Source organism: Amycolatopsis vancoresmycina (assembly GCF_000716785.1).
Lineage (GTDB): Bacteria > Actinomycetota > Actinomycetes > Mycobacteriales > Pseudonocardiaceae > Amycolatopsis > Amycolatopsis vancoresmycina.
This window is the reverse complement of record NZ_JNYY01000014.1, coordinates 334,601-360,019: the sequence shown is the minus strand read 5'-3', so window position 1 is coordinate 360,019 and position 25,419 is coordinate 334,601. Positions and strand designations below refer to the sequence as shown.

Sequence of the window (25,419 nt, the reverse complement as noted above, 5' to 3'; positions counted from 1 at the left end):
CGCCCGCAGGTCCGTCCCGTCGACGACGTGGGTCGCGACGGCACGGGCGGCCGGGGTCGCGTTGAAGGCGAAGCCGCCGCGTCACAGGTGCCGCGACCACCACTCCAGGATCGCCTCGAAGCGCTGGACCCGGTGCCGCGGCCGGCCCGACCGGCTCAGCTCGTGGCCCTCCCCGGGGAACAGCAGCATCTCCGCCGGCGCGCCCGCCCGGCGCAGGGCCACGAACATCCGCTGCGCCTGCTCCAGCGGGCACCGCCAGTCCTGCTCCGAATGCACCACCGCGAACGGGATCCCGATCTGCGCCGCGTACGAAAGCGGCGACTTCTCGCGCTGCACCTCCGGCGACGCGCCGATGTAGGCGTCGACGAAGAAGTAGCCGATGTCGGAGCTGCCGACCATCGAGTCCCACGCGTTGACCGCGCGCTCGCTCCACGCCGCCTTGAAGCGGTCGCCGTGGTGGGCGGCCAGCCAGCTCGTCATGAACCCGCCGTACGAGCCGCCCATGATGCCGACGCGGGAGGCGTCCAGGTCCGGGCGCTCGAGGGCCTTGTCGAGCAGCGCCAGGACGTCGTCGACGTCCACCGTGCCGAACGCGTGGGTGATCGCGTGGCCGTGCGTCTGACCGTAGCCCGCCGATCCGCGCGGGTTGCCGACCACGACCGCGTAGCCCGCCGACGCGTACACCTGGGCCTCGTCGAACAGCGCCCACTCCTGCTGGGTGAACGGGCCGCCGTGGACCACGCGCAGCACCGGGTGCGGGCCGTCGCCCTCGGGCAGCACCAGCCAGCCGTGCACCGGGTAGCCGTCCGGCGCCGTCGTCTCCAGCTCGATCATCGGGCGAATGCCCTTGTCGCGCAACGGCTTCGCGTAGTCGGTGAGCACCCGCGGGCCGTCTTCGCCGAGCAGCACGACCTCGCCCGGTGTCGACGGCGTCGCGATCACCGCCACCAGCACCGAGCCGTCCAGGGTGAACGACCGGACGGCGGCCTGGTCCGCGTGGACCACCGGCAAGTCGGCCAGCGGGGCCGCGGAAGCGCCGACGGGGACCGCGCGCAGTTCGACCGCGCCGCGGTGGCGGACCGCCACCAGGACGTCGTCCCCGCGCGGGGCCGGCGGGCCCGCCGCGGCCTCGCAGTCCACGGTCTCGGCGTCGGTGAGCCGCCGGCCCGCGACCGGGCCCGCGCCGAACTCCGGCGTCGCCGCGTAAAGCCCGGTGGGCGCGGCTTCGTGGTGGTCCTCGAAGGACTGTCCGAAGTAGAACAACGTGCCGTCGGGCCCGAAGGCAGGCCGCTCCGAGTAGCCCTCGCACCGCACGAGCACCGACGGCTCACCGCCCGAAGCGGCGATCGCGCAGATGTCGCGGGCGTCGCTTTCGGCCGCGTCCCAGTCCGGCGGCGCGGTGAAGACCACGTGCGTGCCGTCCGGCGTCCACGCCGGGTGGGCCACGTCGAACCCGGCTCCGGTCAGCGGCTCGAGGTCGGCGAGCTCGGCCTGGTCCAGCGCCGCGACGGCGTCGACGACGAACAGCCGCTGCAGGCGGTCGCGCAGGAAGCCGACGTCGTCGATCCGGTAGTCCATCCGCGTGATCCGGCGCGGTGCCTCGGCGGCCGGCTCCGGCGTCTCGCCGTCGGCGTCCGGTGTCCCGTAGCGGCCCGCTTCGGGCACGCGGGCGGTGAACGCGATCCGCCGCGAGTCCGGCGCCCACACCGGTTCACCGGCCCCGAGGTGCAGCGACGTCAGCCGGCGCGCCTCTCCACCGGCCGACGGCATCACGTGCAGCTGCGGGCTGCCGTCGGCGCCGTCGCCCTCCCCCGCGCGGAGGAACGCCACCCAGCGGCCGTCCGGCGAGATCGCCGGGGCGGAGTCGTGCCGGCCGTGGGTCCACGCGGACTCACCGCCGTCGAGCGACACGCGCCGCACCGCGCCGAGCGCGGCGTTCGCTTTCAGGTCCGGCTGCTTCAGCGCGGTGAGCAGCAGGTTCCCGCGCAGGGCGGGACGGCCGGGGGTGACGAGGTGTTCGATGTCGGCAGGACGCACGTCCCGACCGTACCCGATATCCTTAGCGAGGCGAACGATTTTGCCGGACGTTAAGCCGCGACCTGCTTGCGCTCGTCGCGCCGCGCCTTGGCCAGGCTGGCCACCGTGGTCACGGTCAGCACGACGACGATCACGCCGAGGGAGACCCAGTTGTTGATGTCCAGCCAGTCCGGCACGACGTGGTATTCGTGCAGGGCGTGCAGGAACAGCTTCGCCCCGATGAAGGCGAGGATCACCGCGAGGCCGTACGTGAGGTAGACCAGCTTCGTCACCAGGCCGCCGAGCAGGAAGTACAGCTGCCGCAGGCCCATCAGCGCGAACGCGTTGGCGGTGAAGACGAGGAACGCCTCCTGCGTGATGCCGAAGATCGCCGGGATCGAGTCGACGGCGAAGAGCAGGTCGGCCGAGCCGATGGCCACGATCACCAGCAGCATCGGGGTGATCATCCGCTTGCCGTTGATCTTCACCGTGTAGTGGTGGCCGTGGTAGTCGTCGGTCACCGGGGCGATCCTGCGGACCTGCCGGGTGACGGCGTTCTCGTGGTACTCCTCTTCTTCACCCTTGCCGCGCAGCATGCTGACGGCCGTCCAGACGAGGACCGCGCCGAAGAGGAAGAACACCCAGACGAACTGCTCGATGAGCGCGGCGCCGATGGCGATGAAGACGCTGCGGAAGCCCAGCGCGAGCAGGATGCCGACGAGCAGCACGCGGTGCTGGTGGATGGCGGGCACCTTGAACGACGCCATGATGATCATGAAGATGAACAGGTTGTCGACGCTCAGCGAGTACTCGGTGATGTAGCCGGTGAAGAACTCGACGCCCGGGTCGTGCCCGGCGAAGATCCACACTCCGGCCCCGAAGAGCACGGCGCACGAGATGTAGAAGATCACCCAGCGAGCGGCTTCCCCCGTGGTCACCTCGTGCGGCTTGCGATCGACGATGACCAGGTCCAGCGCGATCAGCGCGAGCAGGCCACCGATCGTGGCGATCCACAGCCACAGGGGGACAGTCATGGAACTCGAACCTCCGGATAGTGCGCAGCAGCAACTAACCGGAGGTCTCTCCCGCCGGTGAAAACACCGGCCGACGGTGCCGGGGGCGCAGGGCCACCGTGCTGACGACACCGCCGCGAAGGAATACTCCCCTCACAGCGCGTCCAGTTTGCCGGTTCCCGCCACCGAAAGCCAGCCGGGATCGCGCACGTCACCGGGTTGGGCCTGTAATTCCGGTCACTTCGGTCCACCAGGTGGTCGCGGACGTGTGATCACTGTGAGGAGCGGAGGACACTCTCAGGAAACTTCACATACGGTCACGTCGTGCCCCGACTCCCGCTCCCGCGCACCCGCCGGGCCCGCCTCACGGCGCTCGGCGCCGTCGTGGTGGTGCTCGCCGCCGCGACCGTCCTCTGGGCGACGCGCGACACGGCCCCGCCCGCCGTGCCCACCCAGGACGCGCTGCTCGACCTGCCCGCCGCCCCCGGCTCGGCCGAGCAGGTCAAGATCGACACGACCACCTACCTGCCCACGACGCTGCCCGCGCCGGCCGTGCTGCTCGCGCACGGCTTCGGCGGGGACAAGACCAGCGTCGCCGACGACGCCCGCGAGCTCGCGCGGAAGGGCTTCGTCGTGATGACGTGGTCCGCGCGCGGCTTCGGCAAGAGCACCGGCAAGATCGGGCTCAACGACCCGGACGGCGAGGTCGCCGACGCGAGCCGGCTGATCGACCGGCTCGTCGCGCAGCACCAGGTCACGCTCGACGCCACGGGCGACCCGAAGGTCGCCGTCACCGGTGCTTCCTACGGCGGCGCGCTGTCGCTGCTGCTGGCCGGCACGGACAAGCGCGTCGACGCGATCGCGCCCGTGATCACCTACAACGACCTCGCCCAGGGCCTGGTCCCGAACGCGGCGACCCCCGCGGCCACGGCCCCGGGCACCCCGTCCGCCGGCGCGTTCACGCCTGACGGCGTGTTCAAGAAGAGCTGGGCCGGCATCTTCTTCTCGGCCGGTTCCGGCGCCGCCGCGAGCGGCTCGCCGTCCGCCGAGGCGCCGGAAGCCGGGCAGGAGACCGACACCGGCTCCACCGGGGCGACCGGGGCCGGTGCGGCCGCCGGGGCCGCGCTGCCCGCCGGGCCGCCGGGGGCGGGCGGGCCGCGCGGCGGGCCCGCCGACCCGTGCGGCAGGTTCACCGCCGCGGTCTGCCGCGCCTACACCGAGCTGGGCACCACCGGGCGGGCGAGCCAGGCGAGCGTCGACCTGCTGCGCCGCGTCTCCCCCGCGTCCGTGACGAGCAAGATCACCGTGCCGACGCTGCTGGTGCAGGGCGAGAGCGACACGCTGTTCGGTCTCGACCAGTCCGACGCGAACGCGCGGCAGATCACGGCGGCGGGCGGCAAGGTCAAGACGATCTGGTACACCGGCGGCCACGACGGCGGCAAGCCGGGGCCGCAGCTGCGCGCCAAGATCGGCGACTTCCTGAAGACGGCGCTGGACGGCGGCGACCCGGGCACCGGCTTCAGCTACGACGTGCAAGGCACGTTGCGCGCCAACGGAACGCCGTCGGTCCGCACGGTCAACGCCGCCGCCTACCCCGGGCTGACCGGGCCGGCCACCGAACGGCGGCTGCTGGCGCTGAACGGGCCCGCGCAGCCGGTGGTGCGCCCGGCCGGGGCGAACCCGGCGGCGGTCAGCGGGATCCCCGGCCTCAACGGCGTCGCGAGCAGCTCGTCCCGGCTCGGCGCGCTGTTCAGCAACGACCCGCCCGGCCAGGCCGCGCAGTTCGCCACGGCTCCCTTCGACGGCCAGGTCGTCGTCAGCGGTTCGTCCACCGTGCGGCTGCAGGTCGCCGCGGACCCGGCGCACCCGCAGCCGGACGCGGTGCTGTTCGCGAAACTCTACGACGTCGGGCAGGACGGCTCGCGCGTGCTGCCGGCCAACGCCATCGCGCCGTTCCGGGTGAGCGGGCTGCCCGCCGACGGCACCCCGGTCGAGGTCACCGTGACGCTGCCCGGCATCGTCCGGCCGATCGAGGGCGGGCACTCGCTGCGGCTCGTCGTCGGCACCACCGACCAGGCGTTCGCCGCCCCGGCCGCGCCCGCGGTGTTCCGCGTCGGGCTCGCCGCCGGCACCGCGCTGGCCGTGCCGATCGTGCCCGGGACGTCGGTCGGTTCCCCGGCGCCGGTCGGGCAGCTGGTGGGGATCGGCGTGACGCTGGCGATCGGCCTCGCCGCGGTGCTCTTCGCGGCCCTGCGCCGCCGCCGCGCCACCGACGCCGACCCCGAGCTGGCCGCGACCCCGCTGGTCATCGAGGGACTGCGCAAGCAGTACGCGGGCGGGTTCGTCGCGGTGAAGGACCTGTCGTTCCGGGTCGAGCCGGGCCAGGTGCTCGGCCTGCTCGGGCCGAACGGCGCGGGCAAGACGACCACGCTGCGGATGCTGATGGGCCTGATCACGCCGACCGCGGGCAGCATCCGCGTGTTCGGGCACAAGATCACCCCGGGCGCGCCGGTGCTCTCGCGCATCGGCTCGTTCGTCGAGGGCTCGGGCTTCCTGCCGCACCTGTCCGGCCGGGCGAACCTCGAGCTGTACTGGGCGGCGACCGGACGTCCGGCGGAAAAGGCGCACTTCGCGGAGGCACTGGAGATCGCCGGGCTCGGCAACGCGGTCGAGCGCCGGGTGCGGACCTACAGCCAGGGCATGCGGCAGCGGCTGGCGATCGCGCAGGCGATGCTCGGCCTGCCGGAGCTCATGGTGCTCGACGAACCGACCAACGGGCTCGACCCGCCCCAGATCCACCAGATGCGCGAGGTGCTGAAGCGGTACGCCGCGACCGGCCGCACGGTGGTGGTGTCCAGCCACCTGCTGGCCGAGGTCGAGCAGACCTGCACGCACGTCGTGGTCATGCACCGCGGTTCGCTGGTGGCCTCGGGCGAGGTCGGCGAGCTGGCCGCGGCCGGCGGCGAGGCGACGTTCCGGGTCGACGACCCGGCCGCGGCCGCCGCGGCGCTCAAGGCGCTGAGCGGGGTCACCGACGTCGACGTCGAGGGCGAACTCGTCCACGCGAACCTCGGCGAGCTGCCGCGGGCCGAAGGCGTGGCGGCGCTGGTGCGTGCCGGTGTCGCGGTGGAGCAGGCCGGGCCTCGGCGCCGGCTGGAAGACGCGTTCCTGCAACTGGTCGGAGAGGAATCATGAGCGAGGGTGTGCACACCGATCCGCACGCGCTCGACGAGCTGAGCGACCTCGCGTCGGCCGAGCACGCCGGGGTTGGGCCGGACGGCGCGGTCGAGGGGTATTCGGCGCGGCGGACGCTGCGGCTCGGCGTCGAGCTGCGGCGCCAGCTGAAGCGGCGCCGGACGCAGTTCCTGCTCGGGTTCGTCGCGATCCTGCCGTTCATCCTGGTGATCGCGTTCGAACTCGGGCAGTCGAACCCGAACCGGCGCAGCGGTGGGTTCGTCGACCTGGCCACGGCGTCCGCGCCGAACTTCGTCGTGCTGGCGCTGTTCGTGTCCGGGACGTTCCTGCTGCCGATGATCGTGGCGCTGTTCTTCGGCGACACGATCGCGAGCGAGGCGTCGTGGTCGAGCCTGAAGTACCTGCTCGCGGTGCCGGTGCCGCGGCAGCGGGTGCTGCGGCAGAAGGCGATCGTGTCCGGGCTCCTGTCGGCGTTCGCGCTGGTGCTGCTGCCCTTGGTGTCGCTCGGCGTCGGGGTGATCTGGTACGGCGCGGGCGACGCGATCAGCCCGACCGGCGACGCGGTGTCCTTCGGCGACAGCCTGCTGGCCATCGCGCTGTCCACTGTGTACATCATCCTGCAGCTGGCCTGGGTGGCCGGGCTGGCGCTGGCGCTGAGCGTGTCGACCGACGCCCCGCTCGGCGCGGTCGGCGGCGCGGTGCTGGTGGCGATCCTGTCGCAGATCCTGGACCAGATCACCGCGCTGGAGGGCCTCCGCAACTACCTGCCGACGCACTACGCGTTCTCCTGGATGGACCTGATCTCGACCGACGTCGACTGGACCAACCTGGCGAGCGGGATGCTGTCGGCGGCGATCTACGGGACGGTGTTCTTCCTCTTCGCCGGGCGGCGGTTCGCTCAAAAAGACATCACCAGCTGACGCCACCGGCGGGCGTACGCTCCATCGATGACGTCCGCAGTGGAGTGGCACCAGCCGCCCGCGGCGCTGGTGCGGACGATGAACGTGGTGTTGCGCGGGGTGCTGCCCAGCCCGCTCGGCCGCGGCGTCGGCGAGTTCATGCTGCTCGCCTTCACCGGCCGCCGGACCGGGCAGCGCTACCGCGTGCCGGTCACCGCCCACCGCGTCGCCGGTGACCTCTGCGCGCTGACACCGGCAGGTTGGCGGCTCAACTTCCGCGGCGGCGCCGACGTCGACGTGACGCTCGCCGGCCGGACGACCCCGATGCGCGGCGTGCTCGTCGAGGACCGGGCCGAGGTGGCCCGGATCTACCTGGACCGCATGACCGAGCTGGGCATGCGCCGGGCGGCCCGGATGATCGGGCTGAAGTTCCCCCTCGGCAGGCTGCCGGCCCTCGACGAGGTCGCCGAGCTGGCCCGCCGGGAGCACTTCGGCGTCGTCCGGTTGAGCGTCAGGACCTGACCGCCCGCCGCCCCCGCGGTACGGTCGGGCCGTGCCGATCACCCTGGACAGCCACCGCGACGTCGCCGTGCTCCGGATCGACCACGGCCGGGGCAACACCTTGGACACGGCTTCGTGCCGCGAGCTGGTGCTCCGGCTCGAGGAGGCCGAACAGGCCCGGGCGGTCGTGCTCACCGGAACGGGCGGGATCTTCTGCGCGGGCGTCGACCTCAAGCGCATCGACGAGGGCGGCGCCCCGTACGTGGCGGAGTTCCTGCCGCTGCTCTCGGACGCGTTCCTGTCGGTGTTCGGCTTCCCGCGCCCGGTGGTGGCGGCCTTGAACGGCCACGCCATCGCCGGCGGCGCGGTCCTCGCGGCGGCCTGCGACCACCGGGTGCTCGGAGCCGGCACGATCGGCGTGACCGAGCTGCTGGTCGGGGTGCCGTTCCCGCTGGCGGCCCTGGAGATCCTCCGCTGCGCGTACGGAACCACGCGGCTGCCGTCGCTCACCTACCCGGGTGAAACCTGGGGCGGCCCGGAAGCCCTGGCCCGCGGGCTGGCCGACGAGCTGGCACCCCCGGAGGAGGTGCTGGACCGGGCGATCGCCGTCGCGGCCCGGCTCGGCGAGCTGCCCGCCGAGCCGTTCACCCACACGAAGGCCCAGATCCGGCAGCCGTTCCACGAGCGGATCGCCGAGTACCGCCACTCGGACGACCCGCAGGTGGAGCGGATGTGGCAGTCCGCCGAGGCGCTGGCCGCCGTGAAGTCCTATGTGGACCGGATGCTGCGCTAGGCGGCGCGCACGCCGCTCTCGGCGAGGGATTTGATGCCCTCCACCGTCTTCTGCATGTTGGCCTGCAGCTCGCCGAGCCGCATCGCGACGATCTCTTCCTCGTGCTCGGGCATCGAGCTGATGATCTTCGTCAGGTTGGACGGGCCGGGGCCGATCTGGGCCCGCTGGCGCAGGATCGTGCCGTCGCCGTCCGGGATCAGCTCGAAGCGCCACGAAGCCGCCGGGTTCGTCACGTCCATCACGGCCCAGGCGAACAGGCGGCCGGGCTCGTACCCCGTCACCGTCGAAACCGTCTCCCACTCCCCGGCGACCGGGTGGGAGTTGCGGCCGCGGAACTGCGCGCCGAGGCCGGGCTCGGACCCCTCGAGCCAGCCGCCACCCTGGAACTCGTTCGAGAACCGGGCCGGCAGGTCGACGTCCAGCAGCCAGGACCAGACCTCGGCCGGCTGCGCGGCGATGCGGACCTCGACCTGGGTCGTAGGGCAGTCGGAAACCTTCATGGCGGACCCCTCGCTCGATGCCGGTGCCTACGGGTTCGGACCGTAACGTGGCGCCGATCACCCGGACAACTCGCACGGTGCGCGCGACTGCGCACGCCGGAGGACGTCCGCCCCGGCGCCGCGCCACCCGCCGAAAGTCGGATCCTGACCGATTCTGCGCCCGGACAGCCGATTGCCGACCCGGGCCGGTTCTGTGAGGGTCCCACGGAGGGTTCGTGAGCCGGGAGGGTGCTCGATGCGCAGACTTTTCACCGCCGGTGCGGTCCTGCTCGCGCTGGCCGGCCTGGCGCCGGCGGCCGCGGCGGCGCCCGACATCAAGACGGAGCTGCAGCGGATCCCGGGGCTGACCGTCGTGTCGGAGGACCCGGCACCGGCCGGGTACCGGTTCTTCAAGCTGACCTACACGCAGCCCGCCGACCACCGGCACCCCGAGGCGGGCACGTTCCAGCAGCGGTTCACCCTGCTGCACCGGGACTTCGCCGCCCCGACGGTCGCCTACACCAGCGGCTACAACGTCGGCAGCACCCCGAACCGGTCCGAGCCGACGCAGATCGTCGACGGCAACCAGCTTTCGATGGAGTACCGCTACTTCGCGCCTTCGCGGCCGGAGCCGGAGAACTGGGCGAAGCAGCTGACGATCTGGCAGGCCGCCGCGGACGAGCACCGCGCGGTGCAGGCGTTCAAGGCGATCTACCCGGGCAAGTGGCTGGCCACGGGCGGCAGCAAGGGCGGCATGACCGCGACGTACTTCCGGCGCTTCTTCCCGGACGACGTCGACGCGACGATCCCGTACGTCGCGCCCAACGACGTCATCGACCCGGTCGACGTCTACAACCGGTTCCTCTCGCGGGTGGGCAACGATCCGGCGTGCCGGGCCGCGTTGAAGGCCATCCAGCGTGACGCACTCAAGCGGCGTGACGAGCTCGGCGCGATCGCCGCGGCGGACGCGGCGCAGCGCGGGCTGACGTTCTCGATCGTCGGGTCGGCGGACAAGTCCCTCGAGATCTCGGTGATCGACTCGTACTTCGCGTTCTGGCAGTACCAGAAGCAGTCGGACTGCGCGACGGTGCCGGCCCCGGGCGCACCGGCGGCCGACGTCTACGCCTGGTACGAGAAAGTGGAGAGCCTCAACACCTACTCCGACCAGGACCTGGCGCCCTACATCCCGTACTACTACCAGGCGGCGGTCCAGCTGGGGTCACCCGAGGCGTACGACGGTTACCTCCGCGACCTGCTGCGCTACCCGGGCGCGGACCAGCCCAAGACGTTCGTGCCGTCGTCGATCCGGCTGCCGCGCTTCGACTACCTGGCGATGCCGGACATCGACTTCTGGGTGAAGTCCCGCGGCACGCGGCTGCTGTTCGTGTACGGCTCCAACGACCCGTGGGGCGCGGAGCCGTTCGAGCTGGGTTTCGGCAGCCGCGACTCGTACCGCTACTACGTCCAGGGCGGCAACCACGGCTCGAAGATCGCCCAGCTGGCCCCGGCCGAGGCCGCGGCGGCGACGGCGACGGTCCGGCGGTGGGCGGGCTTGCCACCGGTCTCGGCGTTGACGGCCCGTTCGGCCCCGGCGGGCTTCCCGGACTTCGACGCGGACCTGACACCGCGGGCACGGCTGTAACTTTTCTCAGGCCGGGCGTACTCTCACGACACCTGACGGCCCGGCCTGAGGAGGCGCGCATGCCTCGTCCCGTCCACTTCGAGATCCACGCTGGCGACCCGGAACGCGCGGTGGCGTTCTACACGGCGGTGTTCGGATGGAAGTTCGAGCGCTGGGGGGAGGTGCCTTACTGGATGATCACCACCGGGGAGGGTGCCGGGATCGATGGTGGGCTGCTGCCTCGGCAGGGGCCCGCTCCGGAGGCTTCGGCGCCCGTGCATGGGTTTGTGAACACGATCGATGTGGCGGATTTGGATCGGGCGTTGGGAGAGGTCAACCGGGCTGGGGGGACTTTGGCTTTGCCGAAGAATCCGGTTCCCGGGGTGGGGTGGCTGGCTTATTGCAAGGATACTGAGGGGAATGTTTTCGGGATGCTTCAGGCGGATGAGAACGCTCCGGCTCCGGAGTGATCTCCGGGGGCTTGAGTTTGGCGGCCGAAGGGCGTTCTTGATCGGGTGAACCCTTGCCTTGGGTGGGCCCTTCATCCCGATTGGCCATTGTGACTACGGCCAGCAGCACCGCGTCAAGGCGGGAAAGCGTGCCTTGACCCGGTGCCGCTGGCCGTGTTGGGGCTTTGGATCGGGATGCAGGGTGGGGGCTGGCTGGTGGTCCTGGCTGGCGGCACCCTCGCCTTGCGCTTCCCGGTTGCCTCGCTTGCGCTTCCCCGGCCGGCTTTCCGGTCGGGGAAGCGGCCCGGGAGCCCGGTGCTACTGCCCGGCGAACCGGTGCTACTTGATGCCTGCTGCGTCCATGCCCCTCAGCTCCTTCTTCAGGTCCGAGATCTCGTCTCGCAGGCGTGCCGCCAGCTCGAACTGCAGGTCCCTTGCTGCCTGCATCATCTGGTCCGTCATCTGCTGGATCAGGTCGGCCAGCTGTGCCCGGGGCATTGCCGATACGTCCTTGTCCACCAGCATTCCCGAGCTGCGGACGCGGTCGCCCTGTTCTGGCTTCTTGCCTCGTGAGGAGTTGCGGCCCGAGCCGCCCACCGAGACCTGCTCGGTGTCCTCGGCTTCGCTGTACACGCGGTCGAGGATGTCCGCGATCTTCTTGCGCAGCGGCTGCGGGTCGACTCCGCGCTCCTTGTTGTACGCGACCTGCTTTTCGCGGCGGCGGTCCGTCTCTTCGATCGCGTGCTGCATCGAGTCGGTGATCTTGTCCGCGTACATGTGGACCTCGCCCGAGACGTTTCGCGCCGCGCGGCCGATCGTCTGGATCAGCGACGTTCCGCTTCGGAGGAAGCCCTCCTTGTCCGCGTCCAGGATCGCCACCAGGGACACCTCCGGGAGGTCGAGGCCCTCGCGCAGGAGGTTGATGCCGACCAGGACGTCGAAGTCGCCCGCTCGCAGCTGGCGCAGGAGCTCCACCCGGCGCAGCGTGTCGACCTCCGAGTGCAGGTAGCGCACCCGGATGCCCAGCTCCAGCAGGTAGTCCGTCAGGTCCTCCGCCATCTTCTTCGTCAGCGTGGTGACCAGGACTCGCTCGTCCTTCTCCGCGCGCTCTCGGATCTCGTGGACCAGGTCGTCGATCTGGCCCTCGGTCGGCTTCACGACCACCTTCGGGTCGACCAGGCCCGTCGGCCGGATGACCTGCTCGACGAACTCGCCGCCGGCCTGGCCCATCTCGTACGGGCCCGGTGTTGCCGACAGGTACACCGTCTGGCCGATCCGGTCGGAGAACTCCTCCCAGGTCAGCGGCCGGTTGTCCACCGCGCTCGGCAGGCGGAAGCCGTACTCCACCAGGTTCCGCTTGCGGGACATGTCGCCCTCGTACATGCCGCCGATCTGCGGGACCGTCTGGTGCGACTCGTCGATCACCAGCAGGAAGTCGTCCGGGAAGTAGTCGATCAGCGTCGCCGGCGCCGAACCCGCGCCGCGGCCGTCGATGTGGCGCGAGTAGTTCTCGATGCCGGAGCAGAAGCCGACCTGGCGCATCATCTCGATGTCGTAGGCCGTGCGCATCCGCAGGCGCTGTGCTTCCAGGAGCTTGCCCTGCCGCTCCAGCTCCGCCAGGCGCTCCTCGAGCTCCTTTTCGATGCCCTGGATCGCCTTTTCCATCCGCTCCGGACCGGCGACGTAGTGCGTCGCCGGGAAGATGCGGACCTCGTCGACCTCCTTGACGATGTCCCCGGTCAGCGGGTGCAGGTAGTAGAGCTTCTCGACCTCGTCGCCGAAGAACTCGACGCGGATCGCCAGCTCCTCGTACGCCGGGATGATCTCTACCGTGTCACCCCGCGCGCGGAACGTCCCGCGCGCGAAGGCGATGTCGTTGCGCGTGTACTGGACGTCGACCAGCGCGCGCAGGAAGACGTCCCGGTCCAGCTGCATGCCGACCGCGAGCTTCGACGACCGGTCGAGGTAGGACTGCGGCGTGCCCAGGCCGTAGATGCAGGACACACTCGCGACCACGATGACGTCCCGCCGCGAGAGCAGGTTCATCGTCGCCGAGTGCCGCAGCCGCTCGACGTCGTCGTTGATCGACGAGTCCTTCTCGATGTAAGTGTCCGTCTGCGCGATGTACGCCTCAGGCTGGTAGTAGTCGTAGTAACTGACGAAGTACTCGACCGCGTTGTGCGGGAAGAGCTCGCGCAGCTCGTTCGCCAGCTGGGCGGCGAGGGTCTTGTTCGGCGCCATGACCAGCGTCGGCCGCTGGACGCGCTCGATCAGCCACGCCGTCGTCGCCGACTTGCCGGTGCCGGTGGCGCCGAGCAGCACGACGTCCTTCTCGCCCGCCTTGACCCGGCGTTCGAGCTCGTCGATGGCCGCCGGCTGGTCACCGGCGGGCTGGTAGTCACTGACCACCTCGAACCGGCCGCCGGTCCGCGGGATCTCCGAGACGGGCCGGAAGTCGGACTGGGCGAGTACGGGGTGTTCGGTTGCGAAAGCCACGTAAGACAGAGTAGGCCGACCCACCGACAATTTCCGTCGGCCCTGGTCAGCGGGGGCGGAACACCGTGATCGACGTGACATCGGAGCCGTCGACGGCGCAGTGCAGGACCGCGCCCGGGACGGCGTCGTCGCCGAAGCACGAGACCAGCACGCGGTCGGGGCCGGTCGCCTGGACCTCGGTGCGCGGGAACTCCGCCAGCACCTCGGCGACCTCGCCGTCCGGCGCCGCCAGGTGCGCGAGGACCACTTCGCGCGGCGACGGCGGGGGCGGGATCGGCAGGCCGTGCCCTTCGAAGAGGCGGTTCAGCTGGTCGGCGGCCGAAACGGCCCGCGGGAACCCAGCGAAGGCCGCGGTCTGGACGACCACTTCGCAGACCTCCGCGGGCGACAGGCCCGAGGCCAGCCCGGTGCGGAAGTGCACGCTGAGCGGCGGCCCGACCATCCCGGCGGCGACGATCGCGGCGAGCGTGGCGGCTTCGCGGGTGCGGGCGTCCAGCGCGGGGCGTTCGTGCAGGTGGCCGTAGACCGTGCCGACGGCCAGCTCGCCGAGCGCCGGGACGGTGGCGAAGAGGGCGTCGAGGCGCGCCTTCCCGCCTTCGACGAGCCCGGCGAAGTTCTCGCGGCCCCGGTCGTGGAGATCCGCCATCGGTTCGGTCATCGTCCTGCTCCCCTCAGCAGCTGCAGTCGCAACAGCTGCAACAGTCGCAACAACCGTCACAGCCACCGCAGTCGCCGCAGCCGTCGCACGTGCTCACCGGTTTTCCGCTCCACGGGCCAGGATAGGGATCGCGGCAGCAGAACTGGCAGGTGCAGCACATGTAGGGGGTGAGGGCGCAGCCGAGGAAGAAGTTGCGCTTCTTCGGGGGGACGGCGAATTTCGGGTACCAGAGGCCGCCGCCCTTGCCGTCATGCGGGCCGGACTTGCCGGAGCCGGGGTCGTCGGGGCCGCCCGGACCACCGGGGCCACCAGGACCGCCGGGACCACCCGGGCCACCCGGGCCGCGGCCGCCGGGACCGTTCGGACCGGCAGGACCGCCCGGACCGGGTGCGCCCGGCGGCGGAACCGGCCCCGGCGGCGGGAACCCGTGCGGCCGCGGGGAACCACCCCAGCCGGGCGGACCCTGCTGCGGTGCCGGTCCCGGCCCGATCCATCCCGGCGGCGACTGGTGCGGATGCTGCGGCGGCGTTGGCCCCGGGCCGATCCACCCGGGCGGCGGCTGCTGCCCGGCCGGCTCGCCCGGCCGCGCCCCTGGCCAAGCGCCCTGGTACGGCACAGGGCACTGCCCGGCCTGCAGGTCTTCGCCGGAGAACGAGCCGGCCTCGGGTCGCAGGCCGGCTGGGCTGTGGCCGTGGGAACCGTGGCCGAAGGCGCGCCGCACCGCCTGCCGCAGCTCGTGGACCAGCAGCGCGTGCACCAACGCCGGCTGGGCGAACTGCGCCTCCCGCAACGCGAGCTCCACCCCCAGCACCGCGTCGTCGCACAACCGCCGGGCCTCCGCCACGCTCGTTCCCGTCGCCGTCAACGGGTTCCACGCCCCCGCCGCCAGGTCCGCCCCTTGGTCCTCCACCGCGTCCAGCAAGTGGGCCACCCGGCCGAACAACCGGCCCGCCTCGCGCAGCGGGGCCACGTTGGCCGGCCGTCCCGCCAGCTCCGCCGTCCGGGCGAACGCCGCCGCCGTTGCGCGCTCGGCCGGTTCCGTCACGAGCAGGAGCGAGTCGCCGAGGCGCACCGACGACTCCAGGGCAGCTTGCCCTTCGACCGCCTCCGTCAGCACCGTCGTGTCGAAGCCCACCTGGCCGCCCGTGCGGTGCCCCTGCGAAGCCCAGCGGGCCGCGACCCGGCGCGCCGCCGCGGCCACCGGGCGGCGGGCGAATGCGCCGTCGCGGTCCTCGACGTGGTCGCCGACCTTCGCCGCCGCCAGCACCAACGACACCGCCGCCGCCAGCTGGGCTCCTTCGCCGTGGGCGACCGACGCCGTCCGCATGCCGCGCAACGGGCACGGGCCCGCTTCGCGCCGGCCGTCCGCGCGGGGTGTCTGGGCCTCGACCAGTACCGAGATGATCAACCCGTCGTAGTTGGTGACCACGCGGGCGAGCTGGCCGTGTTCGTCGCGCAGCGTGAGGCAGAGCCCGCACAGGTGGGCCTGCCAGTCCGCGTGCAGGCCGGCGGCCAGCCGGTGGTGGCACGGCCGGATGATCCCGAACATCCCCAGTCCCCTCGATTCGCCCGAAGCTCGGCGCACCTTAGCCCGAACGCGTGACGCCGCGGGCGGGAGTTCGCGTTTCGTGACCGGCCCGGCAGGATGACCGGCATGGCCGCACTGCACCCCCCGAAGGTCGAGGTCTTCGACCCCGCCGCGCGCGCGAACACCGACCCGAAGGGCATCGTGCGGGAGGTCGAGGAGTTCCGCGAGGAGCCGTTCGGCCTCTACCTCGCGCGCCCGACGCCGGGCCGCGCGCAGTTCCACTACCTCGAGTCCTGGCTGGTGCCCGGGCTCGGCCTGCGGTTCACCGACTTCTGGTTCTCCCCCGGCCACGAACGCGACCAGGACTTCTACCTCGACGTCGTCCGCGTCCACCGGGACGGCCCGCGCTGGATCGCCACCGACCTGTACGTCGACATCGTGCTCAAGGACAAGCTCTCCCTCCGGGTGATCGACACCGACGAGCTCCTGCAGGCCCTCGAAGCGGGCCTGGTCACCGCCGAAGAGGCCGAGTACGCGCTGAAGACCACCTACACCGCCATCGAAGGCCTGGCCGCGCACGGCTACGACCTCGCCGGCTGGCTGGCCACCCTCGACATCACGCTGACCTGGCGGCGGCACCCCTGACCCCGGCGGCGCCGGACCCGCACGTAGGGTGCGGGAAGACCGGCGCCGACGAGGAACAGGAGCACGATGGACGCCGTGGCCACGGCCCCCGACCAGGCCGAAGCCGAGCTCGCCCCGTTCGCCCGGCTCCCGGTCCTGCTGCTCGCGGCGGGCACGGCCACCGCGCTGCTGCTCACCGCCGGCCGCTACGGCTACTTCGGCGACGAGCTGTACTTCCTCGCCGCCGGACGGCACCTGGCCTGGGGTTACGCCGACCAGCCGCCGCTCGTGCCCGCCCTCGCCTGGGCGATGAACACCCTCGCCCCCGGCTCGCTCCTGGTGTTCCGGCTGCCCGCGATCGCCGCCACCGCCGCCGGCGTGGTCGTCACCGCGCTGATCGCGCGGGAGCTCGGCGGGCGGCGGAAGGCGCAGGCCCGCGCCGCGGCGGCGTACGCGATCTGCGGGCAGTTCGTCGGCAGCGGCCACTACCTCGCCACGTCGACGATCGACCCGCTGCTGTGGACGCTCGTGCTGTGGCTCGTGGTCCGCTGGGTCCGCACCCGCGACGACGCCCTGCTGGTCTGGCTCGGCGTCGTGACGGCGGTGGCGCTCAACGGCAAGCTGCTCATCGCCGCGTTCTGGCTGGTCGCCGGGCTCGCCGTGCTCGTGTTCGGGCCGCGGGAGCTGCTGCGCCGCCCGAAGCTGTGGCTCGGGGCCCTGATCGCCGCGGCCTCCCTGGTGCCCACGCTGCTCTGGCAGCGCGCGAACGGCTGGCCGCAGCTCGCGATGGGTGACGCCGTCGGCGCCGAGGTCGACGCCGCGGGCGGCCGCGCAAGCTTCGTCCCGGACCTGCTGGCCGGCGCCGGCTGGGTGATCGGCGCGCTCGGCGTCCTCTACGGCCTCGCCGTGCTGCTGGGGAGCAGGCAGCTGCGGCCCTACCGGTTCCTCGGCTGGACGGCGCTGGGCGTCGCCGCGGTCTTCCTGGTCGCGAACGGGCGCTACTACTACGCGGCCGGGATGTTCGGCGTGCTGTGGGCCGCCGCTGCCGTCCACCTCGAAGCGCGGGAGCCGGCGCGGTGGTGGCGGTGGGTGCCGGCCTGGCCGGTGTTCGTGCTCTCGGCCCTGTTCAGCCTGCCGTACACGCTCCCGGTCTGGCCGGTGCACTGGCTCGCCGACCACCCGGGCGCGCCGCGGCCCGCCTACGCGGCCGAAGAGGTCGGCTGGCCGGACCTCGCCGCCGACGTCGCCGCCCTGTACCGGACGGCGCCGCCGGACACCGCGATCGTCACCGGCGGGTACTGGCAGGCGGGCGCGCTCGGCCGGTACGGGCCCGAGCACGGCCTGCCCGAGGCGGCCAGCCCCAGCCGGGGCTTCTGGTACTTCGGCCGTCCGGCCGACGACACGCGCAACGTGCTCTTCGTCGGCTACGACCCGTCGAAGATTGCGAAGCACTTCGGCGACGCGAGGATCGTCGGCGAGGTCGGCAACCGGCTCGGCCTGCGCAACGCGAGCGAGCACATGCCGGTCTGGCTGCTCACCGGCCGGACCGGGAGCTGGGCCGAGATCTGGCCTCAGCTGCGGGACATGCGGGCTTAGGGCGTCCAGCCGGTGGCCGCCGCCCACTTCTCCGCGCGGGCGAACACGCCGTTGACGAACTCCTGCTTCTCGTCGGCGTACGCCTCGAAGGTGGGGTCGGCGGCGTGCGCCTCGGCCAGCCGCAGCTTCACGTCGCGGTAGTCGTCGCGCTCGTCCGGGTTCGCGCGCAGGTAGTCGCGGAAGAGCAGCGCGAGCCGCCAAGCCGGTGTCTCCACCGAGCGGACGTGCAGGTTGACCGGGCGTCGCGGGTCGCCGCCGACGTGCATGCGCTTGGGCCAGGTCCCCTCGCCGTCCTGGGCGTCGTCGCACCAGTCGCCCGCCAGCCGCGGGAAGCCGGCGTCGGCCAGCAGGTCCCCGAGCGCGTCCGCGTCGTCCAAAGTGGACACGGTCAGCTGGAGGTCGAGGATGTCCTTGGCGGGCAGGCCGGGCACGGCCGTCGACCCGATGTGGTCGGCTCGGCGGGCGAGGTGCCCCGCCGCGGCGCGGACCCTGGCCAGCACCCGCTCGGCCTGGGCGGGCCAGGTGAGGTCGTAGCCGGCGATCTTCGGGGACATCGGCGGCCGCGGGCGGCGCAGCCGGACGTTCGCTTCGAACGGCACCAGCCGGTCCGCCCAGAGCGCGTCGACCTCGGCGAGCACGGCGTCTTCGGGACCGCCGTTGTCGAGCCAGACGTCGGCGACGGCGCGGCGCTGCTCGGTGCTCGCCTGCGCCCGGATCCGCGCCCGCGCGTCCGCTTCGGCCATGCCGCGCGCCGACACCAGCCGCCGCACCCGCACCTCGACCGGCGCGTCGACCACCACGACCAGGTGGTACGCCGTCGCGAGGCCGTTCTCGACCAGCAGCGGGATGTCGTGGACGACGATCGCGTCCGGTGCCGCGGCCGCCATCAGCTCCCCGGTGCGGGCGCCGACCAGCGGGTGCACGATCGCGTTCAGCCGGTGCCGCGACTCGTCGTCGGCGAACGCCTTCGCGGCGAGCGCGGGCCGGTCGAGCGAGCCGTCCGCGGCCAGGATGTCCTCGCCGAACTCCGCCACCAGCCGGGCGAGCCCCTCGGTCCCGGGCTCGACCACCTCGCGCGCGATCCGGTCGGAGTCGACCAGCACGGCACCGTGTTCGGCGAGCCGGTTCGCCACGGTCGACTTCCCGGCCCCGATCCCACCCGTCAACCCCACACGCAACATGACGATCACCCTAGCCGGGCGCCGGTGGACGTGACGCGTGACTCAACCGATACCCGGACACGCCGTGTTGCTTACCCACGTGGACTCACGCGAGTGCGTACGGTGCCCGCGACGAGAGCGCCCACGCGGAGGAACGATGGCGGACAGCAAGCACGCCGGGAGGCACCGGCTCGGCACGCCGGGGCTGGTGCACTGCCTCCGCCACCGCCCGGTGGCCGAAGCGCTGGCGGACTACCGCCGGACCTGGCTGAGCACCCTGCTCGTCCCGGCCAAGCACAGCTTCGCCGGCCTGCGCCGCAAGGCCCGTGCCGCGGCGCTCGAACGCATCTGGGTGCCGTCGGTCAGCCCGGCCGGGCCCCGCGCGGTGACCGTGCGCGCCGCCTAAAAGCGGGTTTCGATCGCGATCTCCGACGACAGTGTGCGGTGCACCGGGCACTTGTCGGCGATCAGCATGAGCCGGGCGCGCTGGTCGTCGTCGAGATCCCCTTCGAGGGTGATCTCGCGGGTGATCCGGCTGAGCATGCCCCGCTCGGTTTCGCACTTGGCGCAGTCCTCGGCGTGGATGCGGTCGTGGCGCAGCCGGACCGTCGCGCGGGTCAGCGGGATGCCCTTGCGGTCGGCGTACATCCGCAGCGTGATCGCCGTGCACGAACCGAGCGACGCGAGCAGCAGCTCGTACGGGTTCGGGCCGGCGTCGGCGCCCCCGACCGCGACCGGCTCGTCGACGAGGAGCTCGTGGGTCGCCGTCGTGACCTGCTGCGTGTAGGTGCCGTCGCCACTCGCGGTGACGACGACGGTGCCGGGCTCGGGGTGGTCCATCGGCGTCGGTCCTCCAGGGTGTCGGTGCGCGCGGATCCGGACATCCCGAACATTCCCAAGACGCCGCGGATATCGTATCTTCTGCTGCGGATGGGTCACCCGGACGCCGCTTGCGCCGGGCTGCCGCGAAGGGGGTGCGCCGTGGCCACCAGGCACGTGCCGATGCGGCCCGCCGATCACGGGGGCCGTGAGCGCTACCTCGACGCCGCCCTGTCGGTGCTGGTGAACCGGGGTGTCCCGGGGCTGACCGTGCGCGGGGTGGCCGAAGCGGCCGGCGCGTCGACGCTGTCGGTGTACGCCCGCTTCGGCGGCCGCGCGGGCCTGCTCGACGCCCTGTACGAGCGCACCTTCGACTCGCTGCGGGAACTGCTGGAGGGCCTGCCGCCGTCGAGCGACGACGGAGTCGGGGATCTGCTGCACCTCGCGCTGGAGTACCGGCGCTTCGCCCGGGAGAGCCCGACGCGCTACGCGTTGATGTTCGAGCGCCCGGTCCCCGGGTTCGACCCCGATCCGGCGCTGCGGTCGGCGGTGCTGCGGACGACGTTCTCCCTCTTCATCGCCCGCGTCCAGCGGGTCTGCCCGCGGGGCGCGGACGCCCGGTCCACGGCCTACCAGCTGTGGACGACCATGCACGGCCTGGTCGGCTCGGAACTGATGCTGGCCTCGCGGCGGCCGCTGGCGGACTGGTTCATCCCGCCGACCGACGAAGCGAACGAGGAGATGTACCGCCAGGGCGTCAGCGCGATGATGGCCGGCCTCGGCCTGCGCAACCGCTGACCTCCGTCGAACGAAGAACCCCCGGTCCACTCGGGACCGGGGGTTCTTTGTTCGGCTCAGAGAGCTAGTGCTCACGCACCGCCGGAGAGCTTCTCGCGGAGCGCCGCGAGCTGCTCGTCGGAGGCCAGCGTGCCACCGCTGCTCTTGGAGTCGGCCGGGGCCGAGCCCGAGGTGTAGCTTTCCGCGCCACCCTCGATGCCGGTCGCCGCGTCCGCCGCCGCTTCGGCGTCGGCCTCGACGGCCTTCTGGACCTGCTTCATGTGGGCCTCGTAACGAGTGTGCGCCTCGGCGTACTGGCGCTCCCACTCCTCACGCTGCTTGTCGAAGCCTTCCTGCCACTCCTGGGTGTCCGGGTCGAAGCCTTCGGGGTAGATGTAGTTGCCCTCGGCGTCGTACTCGGCGGCCATGCCGTACTGGGTCGGGTCGAACTCGGTGTCCGGCGTGACACCCTCGTTCGCCTGCTTCAGCGACAGCGAGATGCGACGGCGCTCGAGGTCGATGTCGATGACCTTGACCATCACGTCGCCGTTGACCTGGACGACCTGCTCCGGGATCTCGACGTGGCGCTCGGCCAGCTCCGAGATGTGCACCAGGCCCTCGATGCCCTCTTCGACGCGCACGAACGCACCGAACGGGACGAGCTTGGTGACCTTGCCCGGCACGATCTGGCCGATCGCGTGGGTGCGGGCGAACTGGCGCCACGGGTCTTCCTGGGTCGCCTTCAGCGACAGCGAGACGCGCTCGCGGTCCATGTCGACGTCCAGGACCTCGACCGTGACCTCCTGGCCGACCTCGACGACCTCGGACGGGTGGTCGATGTGCTTCCAGGACAGCTCGGAGACGTGCACCAGGCCGTCGACGCCACCCAGGTCCACGAAGGCACCGAAGTTGACGATGGAGGACACGACACCCTTGCGGACCTGGCCCTTGGCGAGCGCGTTGAGGAACTCGCTGCGCACCTCGGACTGGGTCTGCTCCAGGTAGGCGCGGCGGGACAGGACCACGTTGTTGCGGTTCTTGTCCAGCTCGATGATCTTCGCCTCGAGCTCGCGGCCGACGTACGGCTGCAGGTCGCGGACGCGGCGCATCTCGACCAGGGACGCGGGGAGGAAGCCGCGCAGGCCGATGTCCAGGATGAGGCCGCCCTTGACGACCTCGATGACGGTGCCCTTGACGGGCTCGTCCTTCTCCTTGAGCTCCTCGATCGTGCCCCAGGCGCGCTCGTACTGCGCGCGCTTCTTGGACAGGATCAGACGGCCTTCCTTGTCCTCCTTCTGGAGGACCAGGGCTTCGACCTCATCGCCGACGGTGACAACCTCAGCCGGGTCGACATCGTGCTTGATGGAGAGCTCACGCGAGGGGATGACACCCTCGGTCTTGTAGCCGATGTCGAGCAGGACCTCGTCGCGGTCGACCTTGACGATGGTGCCCTCGACGATGTCGCCATCGTTGAAGTACTTGATCGTCTTGTCGATCGCCGCGAGGAAGTCTTCCTCCGACCCGATGTCGTTGATGGCGACCTGCTGGGGCCCGGTGGGGGCGGTCGGGGCGGTGGCGGTGTCGGTGGTCATTAGGCGGGTTGCTCCGGTGGATGGGAATCGAGGGTTGGCAGTTGTCGGCGCGATGGGAGAGCATGCGACGACCCTGCGAGCAAACGTCCACCAGTGAACGACCGCGGCATTGACCCCGCATACGGTGCGCGACCCGAGTCCCAACCAGAAGCTGAGCGGAAGGCAGCGCGAACCCACTGCGCTAACACTTATCCTACGCGGCAGCCGCTAGGCGGCACAATCAGGGTCCCCCTGGCTCGCTAAGGTCCTCGCGGAAGCAAACCGCACGCACGAGGACGCAGGTGGAGCCGCTGGCGGCCACCGGGACCGGAGACACATCATGCCACCGGAGCAGGCGCCCGCGCCGGGGCGCCACGACGCCGCGGAGCACCGGCTGGGCACCGCCGCGGTCGCCTACCGCGAGGTGGGCGGGGCCGAGGCCGCGGCCGCGAACCTCGCCTGGTGGGACGCCGACGCCGACGACTACCAGGCCGAGCACGGCGGGTTCCTCGGCGACGCCGACTTCGTCTGGTGCCCCGAGGGCGTCCGGGAGGCCGACGCGCGGCTGCTCGGCGACGTCCGCGGCAAGCGCGTGCTGGAGGTCGGCTGCGGGCAGGCCGCGTGCGCGCGCTGGCTCACGGCGGAAGGCGCGCACGCCGTGGCGACCGACCTCTCGGCCGGCATGCTGCGCCACGCCCGCGACGGCAACGCGCGCACCGGCCTGGCCGTGCCGCTGGTGCAGGCCAACGCCGAGCACCTGCCGCTGGCGTCGGGCAGCTTCGACGCGGCGTGCTCGGCCTTCGGCGCAATCCCCTTCGTGGCTTCGGTGGACGCGGTGTTCGCGGAGGTGCACCGGGTGCTGCGGCCGGGCGCGCCGTGGGTGTTCTCGGTGACTCACCCGATGCGGTGGATCTTCCCCGACGACCCGGGCCCGCAGGGGCTCACCGTCACCCAGCCGTACTTCGACCGCACGCCGTACGTCGAGGTCGACGACGAAGGCACCGCGACCTACGTGGAGTACCACCACACCCTCGGCGACTACGTGCGCGCGCTGGCCGGGGCCGGGTTCACCCTCACCGACCTGGTCGAGCCCGAATGGCCGGCGGGCCACACGCGGGTCTGGGGCCAGTGGAGCCCGTTGCGCGGCAAGCTCTTCCCGGGCACCGCGATCTTCCGCACGCACCGGTCGTGAACTCCCTCGAAGCGCAGCAGAACGCCCGGTTCGCCGCGCTCGACCCACTGCTCCCGCCGATCGCGGCCCCGCCGTCGCCGTCGAGCGAGCCGCTGCTGGTGACGGCGGGCGAGCTCCGGGCGGGCGGCCTGCTGACGCACGCCGTGCACGCGCCGGGGTCCTGGCCGACGCTCTGGGGGCCGTCGGAGATCCGGGACCTCACCGCGGTGCCCGGCGACAGCGGCGCGGCCGGCCTCGCCGCGCTGCTGGGCGCGTGGCGCGAGCGGCTGCGCGGGACGCCGGCGGGCCCGGACTCCGCGTGCACGCTGACCTGGCCGAGCCGCGACGCCGAGGCATCGGCGGTGCTGCTGGCGCACGGGTTCGCGCCGATGACGTGCCTGGCGGTCCGGCCGCCGGACCCGCCCGGCGAGCCGGGGCCGGCGACGGTCACCGTCCGGCGCGCCGAGGATGGCGACGTCGACGCGCTGACCGACCTGCGGCTGGCGGAGTGGCGCTACACGTCGCTGGTCGGCACCGCGGTGCCGCGCCCGGGCGCCCGGGCGCTGCTGCGCGCGGAAGTCGTCCGCTCGCTGCGGTTCAGCGGGCTGGTCTGGCTGGCGGAGGCCGACGGCGTGCCGTCCGGGATGGCCGCCTGCGCACAGGCGTCACCCGCGCCGGGCGACAGCATCCACGGGCGGCTGCTGCCGGGCCGCTGGGGGTACGTCGACACGCTGTCGGTCGCGCCCGCGGCCCGCGGCGGCGGGATCGGCCGGGCCCTGATGGCGGTGGCCCACCGGGAGCTGGTCCGGCCCGGGACGCGCGGGACGTTCCTCTTCTACCACCCGGCGAACCCGCTTTCGCCGGTGTTCTGGCACCGGCAGGGCTATCGTCCACTGTGGACCATGTGGATCCGGCGACCCGCCTGGTCCTGACCGCACGCTCTCCAGGGGGGACCATGGACATCGCCGAGCCGCTGCTCGCGGCGCACCGGGCGCGGTTCGCCGCCGTCGACGCGCTGCTGCCGCCCGCCGCGCCCCCGGCCGACGGCGAGCGGCTGGACGCGGCGACCGCGGGCGGCACGCAGGTCACCGGCGTGCTGCAGCGGCAGCGGCTGGGGCCCGGCGACGTCCCGATGCTGTGGTCGGCCGCGGACACCTGGCAGCTCTTCCCGTACTTCGGCGCGACCGGCACCGAGGGCGTGGACCTGCTGCTGCGGGCGCTGAAGGCCCGGCTCGCGGGCGAGGTGACCGGCGAGGACTCGGCGTGCGTGGTCGTCTGGCCCAGCCGGGACGCCGAGGCGATCCGCGCGTTCCTCGACCACGGCCTCGTCCCGCTGTCGGCGGTCGGCGTGCGGACCGCTCCCCCGCCCGCGGCCGGACCGGCCGTCACGATCCGCCGGGCCGGCCCCGGCGACTTCGCCGCGGCCCTCGACCTGGCGGCGGCGACGTTCGACTACACCGGGCTCGTCGCGGCGCCCCGCCGCGCCAACACCGCCGAGCTGCTGGCGCCGTCCCTGCGGGCGGCCCTCGCCGAGGACGAGCCGCCCGTCTGGCTGGCCGAAGCGGACGGCGAGACCTGCGCGTTCGCGCACTGCGCGTGGGTCGACGCGGTGCCGGGCAGCGAGGCGGGCGAGCTGCTCCCGCCGGGACGCTGGGGGTACGTGAACAACGTCGTGACGGCGCCCGGCGAGCGCGGCGGCGGGTTCGGCCGGGCGCTGATGGCCCACGTGCACCGGGAGCTGCACCGCGGCGGCGCGACCCGGACGTACCTCTACTACAACCCGACCAACCCGCTGTCTTCGGTGTTCTGGCACCGGCAGGGCTACCGCCCGCTGTGGACGACGTGGGAGGTGCGCCCGGCGTCGGCGCTCCGGTGAGCGCGGCGCAGCAAGGGTGCGCCGCCACCCGCTCGTGAGTGGTAAGGAGGGTTCTAACTCGCCTTACCACTCACGAGCGCCGTGACCGTGAGCCACCCACAAGTGTGACGTGCGTCCGGTGATCTTGCCGCCCACCGCGCCCGGGACTAGCTTTTGAACTGACCGGTCAGTTCAAAA

At 72.4% G+C, this 25,419-nt stretch carries 22 protein-coding genes; 13 read left to right on the top strand and 9 right to left on the bottom strand.

Features of this window, described 5'->3' with window-relative positions; translation table 11 throughout:
* Positions 1 to 81: 81 nt before the first annotated feature.
* Positions 82 to 2,037: a S9 family peptidase gene (locus tag OO60_RS30870; protein ID WP_033262645.1), complete on the bottom strand. Its 1,956-nt coding sequence runs from the start codon at positions 2,035 to 2,037 to the stop codon at positions 82 to 84.
* 50 nt (positions 2,038 to 2,087) lie between these two features.
* Positions 2,088 to 3,050 carry a TerC family protein gene (locus tag OO60_RS30865; RefSeq protein ID WP_003066729.1) on the bottom strand — a complete coding sequence of 321 codons (963 nt, stop codon included), beginning with the start codon at positions 3,048 to 3,050 and terminating at the stop codon, positions 2,088 to 2,090.
* A gap of 303 nt (positions 3,051 to 3,353) precedes the next feature.
* Between OO60_RS30865 and OO60_RS30860 the strand changes: the two genes are divergently transcribed.
* The 4 genes from OO60_RS30860 to OO60_RS30845 are packed head-to-tail and all read left to right on the top strand — an operon-like array spanning position 3,354 to position 8,417.
* Positions 3,354 to 6,224: an alpha/beta fold hydrolase gene (locus tag OO60_RS30860; RefSeq protein WP_033262644.1), complete on the top strand. Its 2,871-nt coding sequence runs from the start codon at positions 3,354 to 3,356 to the stop codon at positions 6,222 to 6,224.
* Positions 6,221 to 7,144 carry an ABC transporter permease gene (locus OO60_RS30855; protein ID WP_003070647.1) on the top strand — a complete coding sequence of 308 codons (924 nt, stop codon included), beginning with the start codon at positions 6,221 to 6,223 and terminating at the stop codon, positions 7,142 to 7,144. Before OO60_RS30860 ends, OO60_RS30855 begins: the two co-directional genes overlap by 4 nt.
* Positions 7,145 to 7,171: 27 nt before the next feature.
* Complete coding sequence (locus OO60_RS30850) at positions 7,172 to 7,645, top strand: hypothetical protein (RefSeq protein WP_033262643.1); 474 nt, start codon at positions 7,172 to 7,174, stop codon at positions 7,643 to 7,645.
* Between the two features lie 31 nt (positions 7,646 to 7,676).
* Positions 7,677 to 8,417, top strand: a complete 741-nt coding sequence (locus tag OO60_RS30845; protein ID WP_003070652.1) for an enoyl-CoA hydratase/isomerase family protein — start codon at positions 7,677 to 7,679, stop codon at positions 8,415 to 8,417.
* Here OO60_RS30845 and OO60_RS30840 read toward each other — a convergent pair.
* The gene (locus OO60_RS30840; RefSeq protein ID WP_003070655.1) at positions 8,414 to 8,917 is read right to left on the bottom strand and encodes an SRPBCC family protein; all 504 of its coding nucleotides are present in this window, start codon (positions 8,915 to 8,917) and stop codon (positions 8,414 to 8,416) included. The genes OO60_RS30845 and OO60_RS30840 overlap by 4 nt on opposite strands.
* Before the next feature lie 235 nt (positions 8,918 to 9,152).
* Here OO60_RS30840 and OO60_RS30835 point away from each other — a divergent pair, with 235 nt between their 5' ends.
* Positions 9,153 to 10,538 (top strand): S28 family serine protease, encoded by a 1,386-nt coding sequence (locus OO60_RS30835; protein ID WP_003070658.1) that lies wholly within the window; start codon positions 9,153 to 9,155, stop codon positions 10,536 to 10,538.
* A gap of 59 nt (positions 10,539 to 10,597) precedes the next feature.
* Complete coding sequence (locus OO60_RS30830) at positions 10,598 to 10,987, top strand: VOC family protein (RefSeq protein ID WP_003070660.1); 390 nt, start codon at positions 10,598 to 10,600, stop codon at positions 10,985 to 10,987.
* A gap of 318 nt (positions 10,988 to 11,305) precedes the next feature.
* Here OO60_RS30830 and uvrB read toward each other — a convergent pair whose 3' ends face one another.
* The 3 genes from uvrB to OO60_RS30815 are packed head-to-tail and all read right to left on the bottom strand — an operon-like array spanning position 11,306 to position 15,669.
* Positions 11,306 to 13,462 carry an excinuclease ABC subunit UvrB gene (gene uvrB / locus OO60_RS30825; protein WP_003070662.1) on the bottom strand — a complete coding sequence of 719 codons (2,157 nt, stop codon included), beginning with the start codon at positions 13,460 to 13,462 and terminating at the stop codon, positions 11,306 to 11,308.
* A gap of 46 nt (positions 13,463 to 13,508) precedes the next feature.
* Positions 13,509 to 14,120, bottom strand: coding sequence for a carboxymuconolactone decarboxylase family protein (locus OO60_RS30820; RefSeq protein ID WP_003070665.1), 612 nt, complete (start codon positions 14,118 to 14,120; stop codon positions 13,509 to 13,511).
* Between the two features lie 13 nt (positions 14,121 to 14,133).
* Positions 14,134 to 15,669, bottom strand: a complete 1,536-nt coding sequence (locus tag OO60_RS30815) for a DUF5685 family protein (RefSeq protein ID WP_033262642.1) — start codon at positions 15,667 to 15,669, stop codon at positions 14,134 to 14,136.
* 105 nt (positions 15,670 to 15,774) lie between these two features.
* Here OO60_RS30815 and OO60_RS30810 point away from each other — a divergent pair, with 105 nt between their 5' ends.
* Entirely contained in the window at positions 15,775 to 16,293 is a 519-nt protein-coding gene (locus OO60_RS30810) for a ribonuclease FAU-1 family protein (RefSeq protein WP_003090805.1), read from the top strand.
* A gap of 66 nt (positions 16,294 to 16,359) precedes the next feature.
* Positions 16,360 to 17,868: an ArnT family glycosyltransferase gene (locus tag OO60_RS30805; RefSeq protein ID WP_003090807.1), complete on the top strand. Its 1,509-nt coding sequence runs from the start codon at positions 16,360 to 16,362 to the stop codon at positions 17,866 to 17,868.
* On the opposite strand, the gene coaE is transcribed toward OO60_RS30805, so the two are convergent.
* Positions 17,865 to 19,049, bottom strand: coding sequence for a dephospho-CoA kinase (coaE, locus tag OO60_RS30800; protein WP_033262641.1), 1,185 nt, complete (start codon positions 19,047 to 19,049; stop codon positions 17,865 to 17,867). The genes OO60_RS30805 and coaE overlap by 4 nt on opposite strands.
* A 136-nt stretch (positions 19,050 to 19,185) precedes the next feature.
* On the opposite strand from coaE, the gene OO60_RS30795 reads away from it, so the two are divergent.
* Positions 19,186 to 19,434, top strand: a complete 249-nt coding sequence (locus tag OO60_RS30795) for a hypothetical protein (RefSeq protein ID WP_033262640.1) — start codon at positions 19,186 to 19,188, stop codon at positions 19,432 to 19,434.
* Here the strand turns inward: OO60_RS30795 and OO60_RS30790 are convergent.
* Positions 19,431 to 19,868: an OsmC family protein gene (locus tag OO60_RS30790; RefSeq protein WP_003098859.1), complete on the bottom strand. Its 438-nt coding sequence runs from the start codon at positions 19,866 to 19,868 to the stop codon at positions 19,431 to 19,433. The two genes, OO60_RS30795 and OO60_RS30790, sit on opposite strands and share 4 nt — an antisense overlap.
* Before the next feature lie 162 nt (positions 19,869 to 20,030).
* Here OO60_RS30790 and OO60_RS30785 point away from each other — a divergent pair, with 162 nt between their 5' ends.
* On the top strand, positions 20,031 to 20,645 hold the full coding sequence (locus OO60_RS30785; RefSeq protein WP_033262639.1) for a TetR/AcrR family transcriptional regulator: 615 nt from the start codon (positions 20,031 to 20,033) through the stop codon (positions 20,643 to 20,645).
* 71 nt (positions 20,646 to 20,716) lie between these two features.
* Here the strand turns inward: OO60_RS30785 and rpsA are convergent, their stop codons facing one another.
* Positions 20,717 to 22,216, bottom strand: coding sequence for a 30S ribosomal protein S1 (gene rpsA, locus OO60_RS30780; RefSeq protein ID WP_003098851.1), 1,500 nt, complete (start codon positions 22,214 to 22,216; stop codon positions 20,717 to 20,719).
* A gap of 319 nt (positions 22,217 to 22,535) precedes the next feature.
* On the opposite strand from rpsA, the gene OO60_RS30775 reads away from it, so the two are divergent.
* The 3 genes from OO60_RS30775 to OO60_RS30765 are packed head-to-tail and all read left to right on the top strand — an operon-like array spanning position 22,536 to position 25,242.
* On the top strand, positions 22,536 to 23,387 hold the full coding sequence (locus OO60_RS30775; RefSeq protein WP_033262638.1) for a class I SAM-dependent methyltransferase: 852 nt from the start codon (positions 22,536 to 22,538) through the stop codon (positions 23,385 to 23,387).
* Positions 23,384 to 24,298, top strand: coding sequence for a GNAT family N-acetyltransferase (locus OO60_RS30770; RefSeq protein ID WP_033262637.1), 915 nt, complete (start codon positions 23,384 to 23,386; stop codon positions 24,296 to 24,298). The genes OO60_RS30775 and OO60_RS30770 overlap by 4 nt, the downstream gene beginning before the upstream one ends.
* A gap of 23 nt (positions 24,299 to 24,321) precedes the next feature.
* Positions 24,322 to 25,242: a GNAT family N-acetyltransferase gene (locus OO60_RS30765; RefSeq protein WP_033262636.1), complete on the top strand. Its 921-nt coding sequence runs from the start codon at positions 24,322 to 24,324 to the stop codon at positions 25,240 to 25,242.
* Positions 25,243 to 25,419 lie beyond the last annotated feature (177 nt).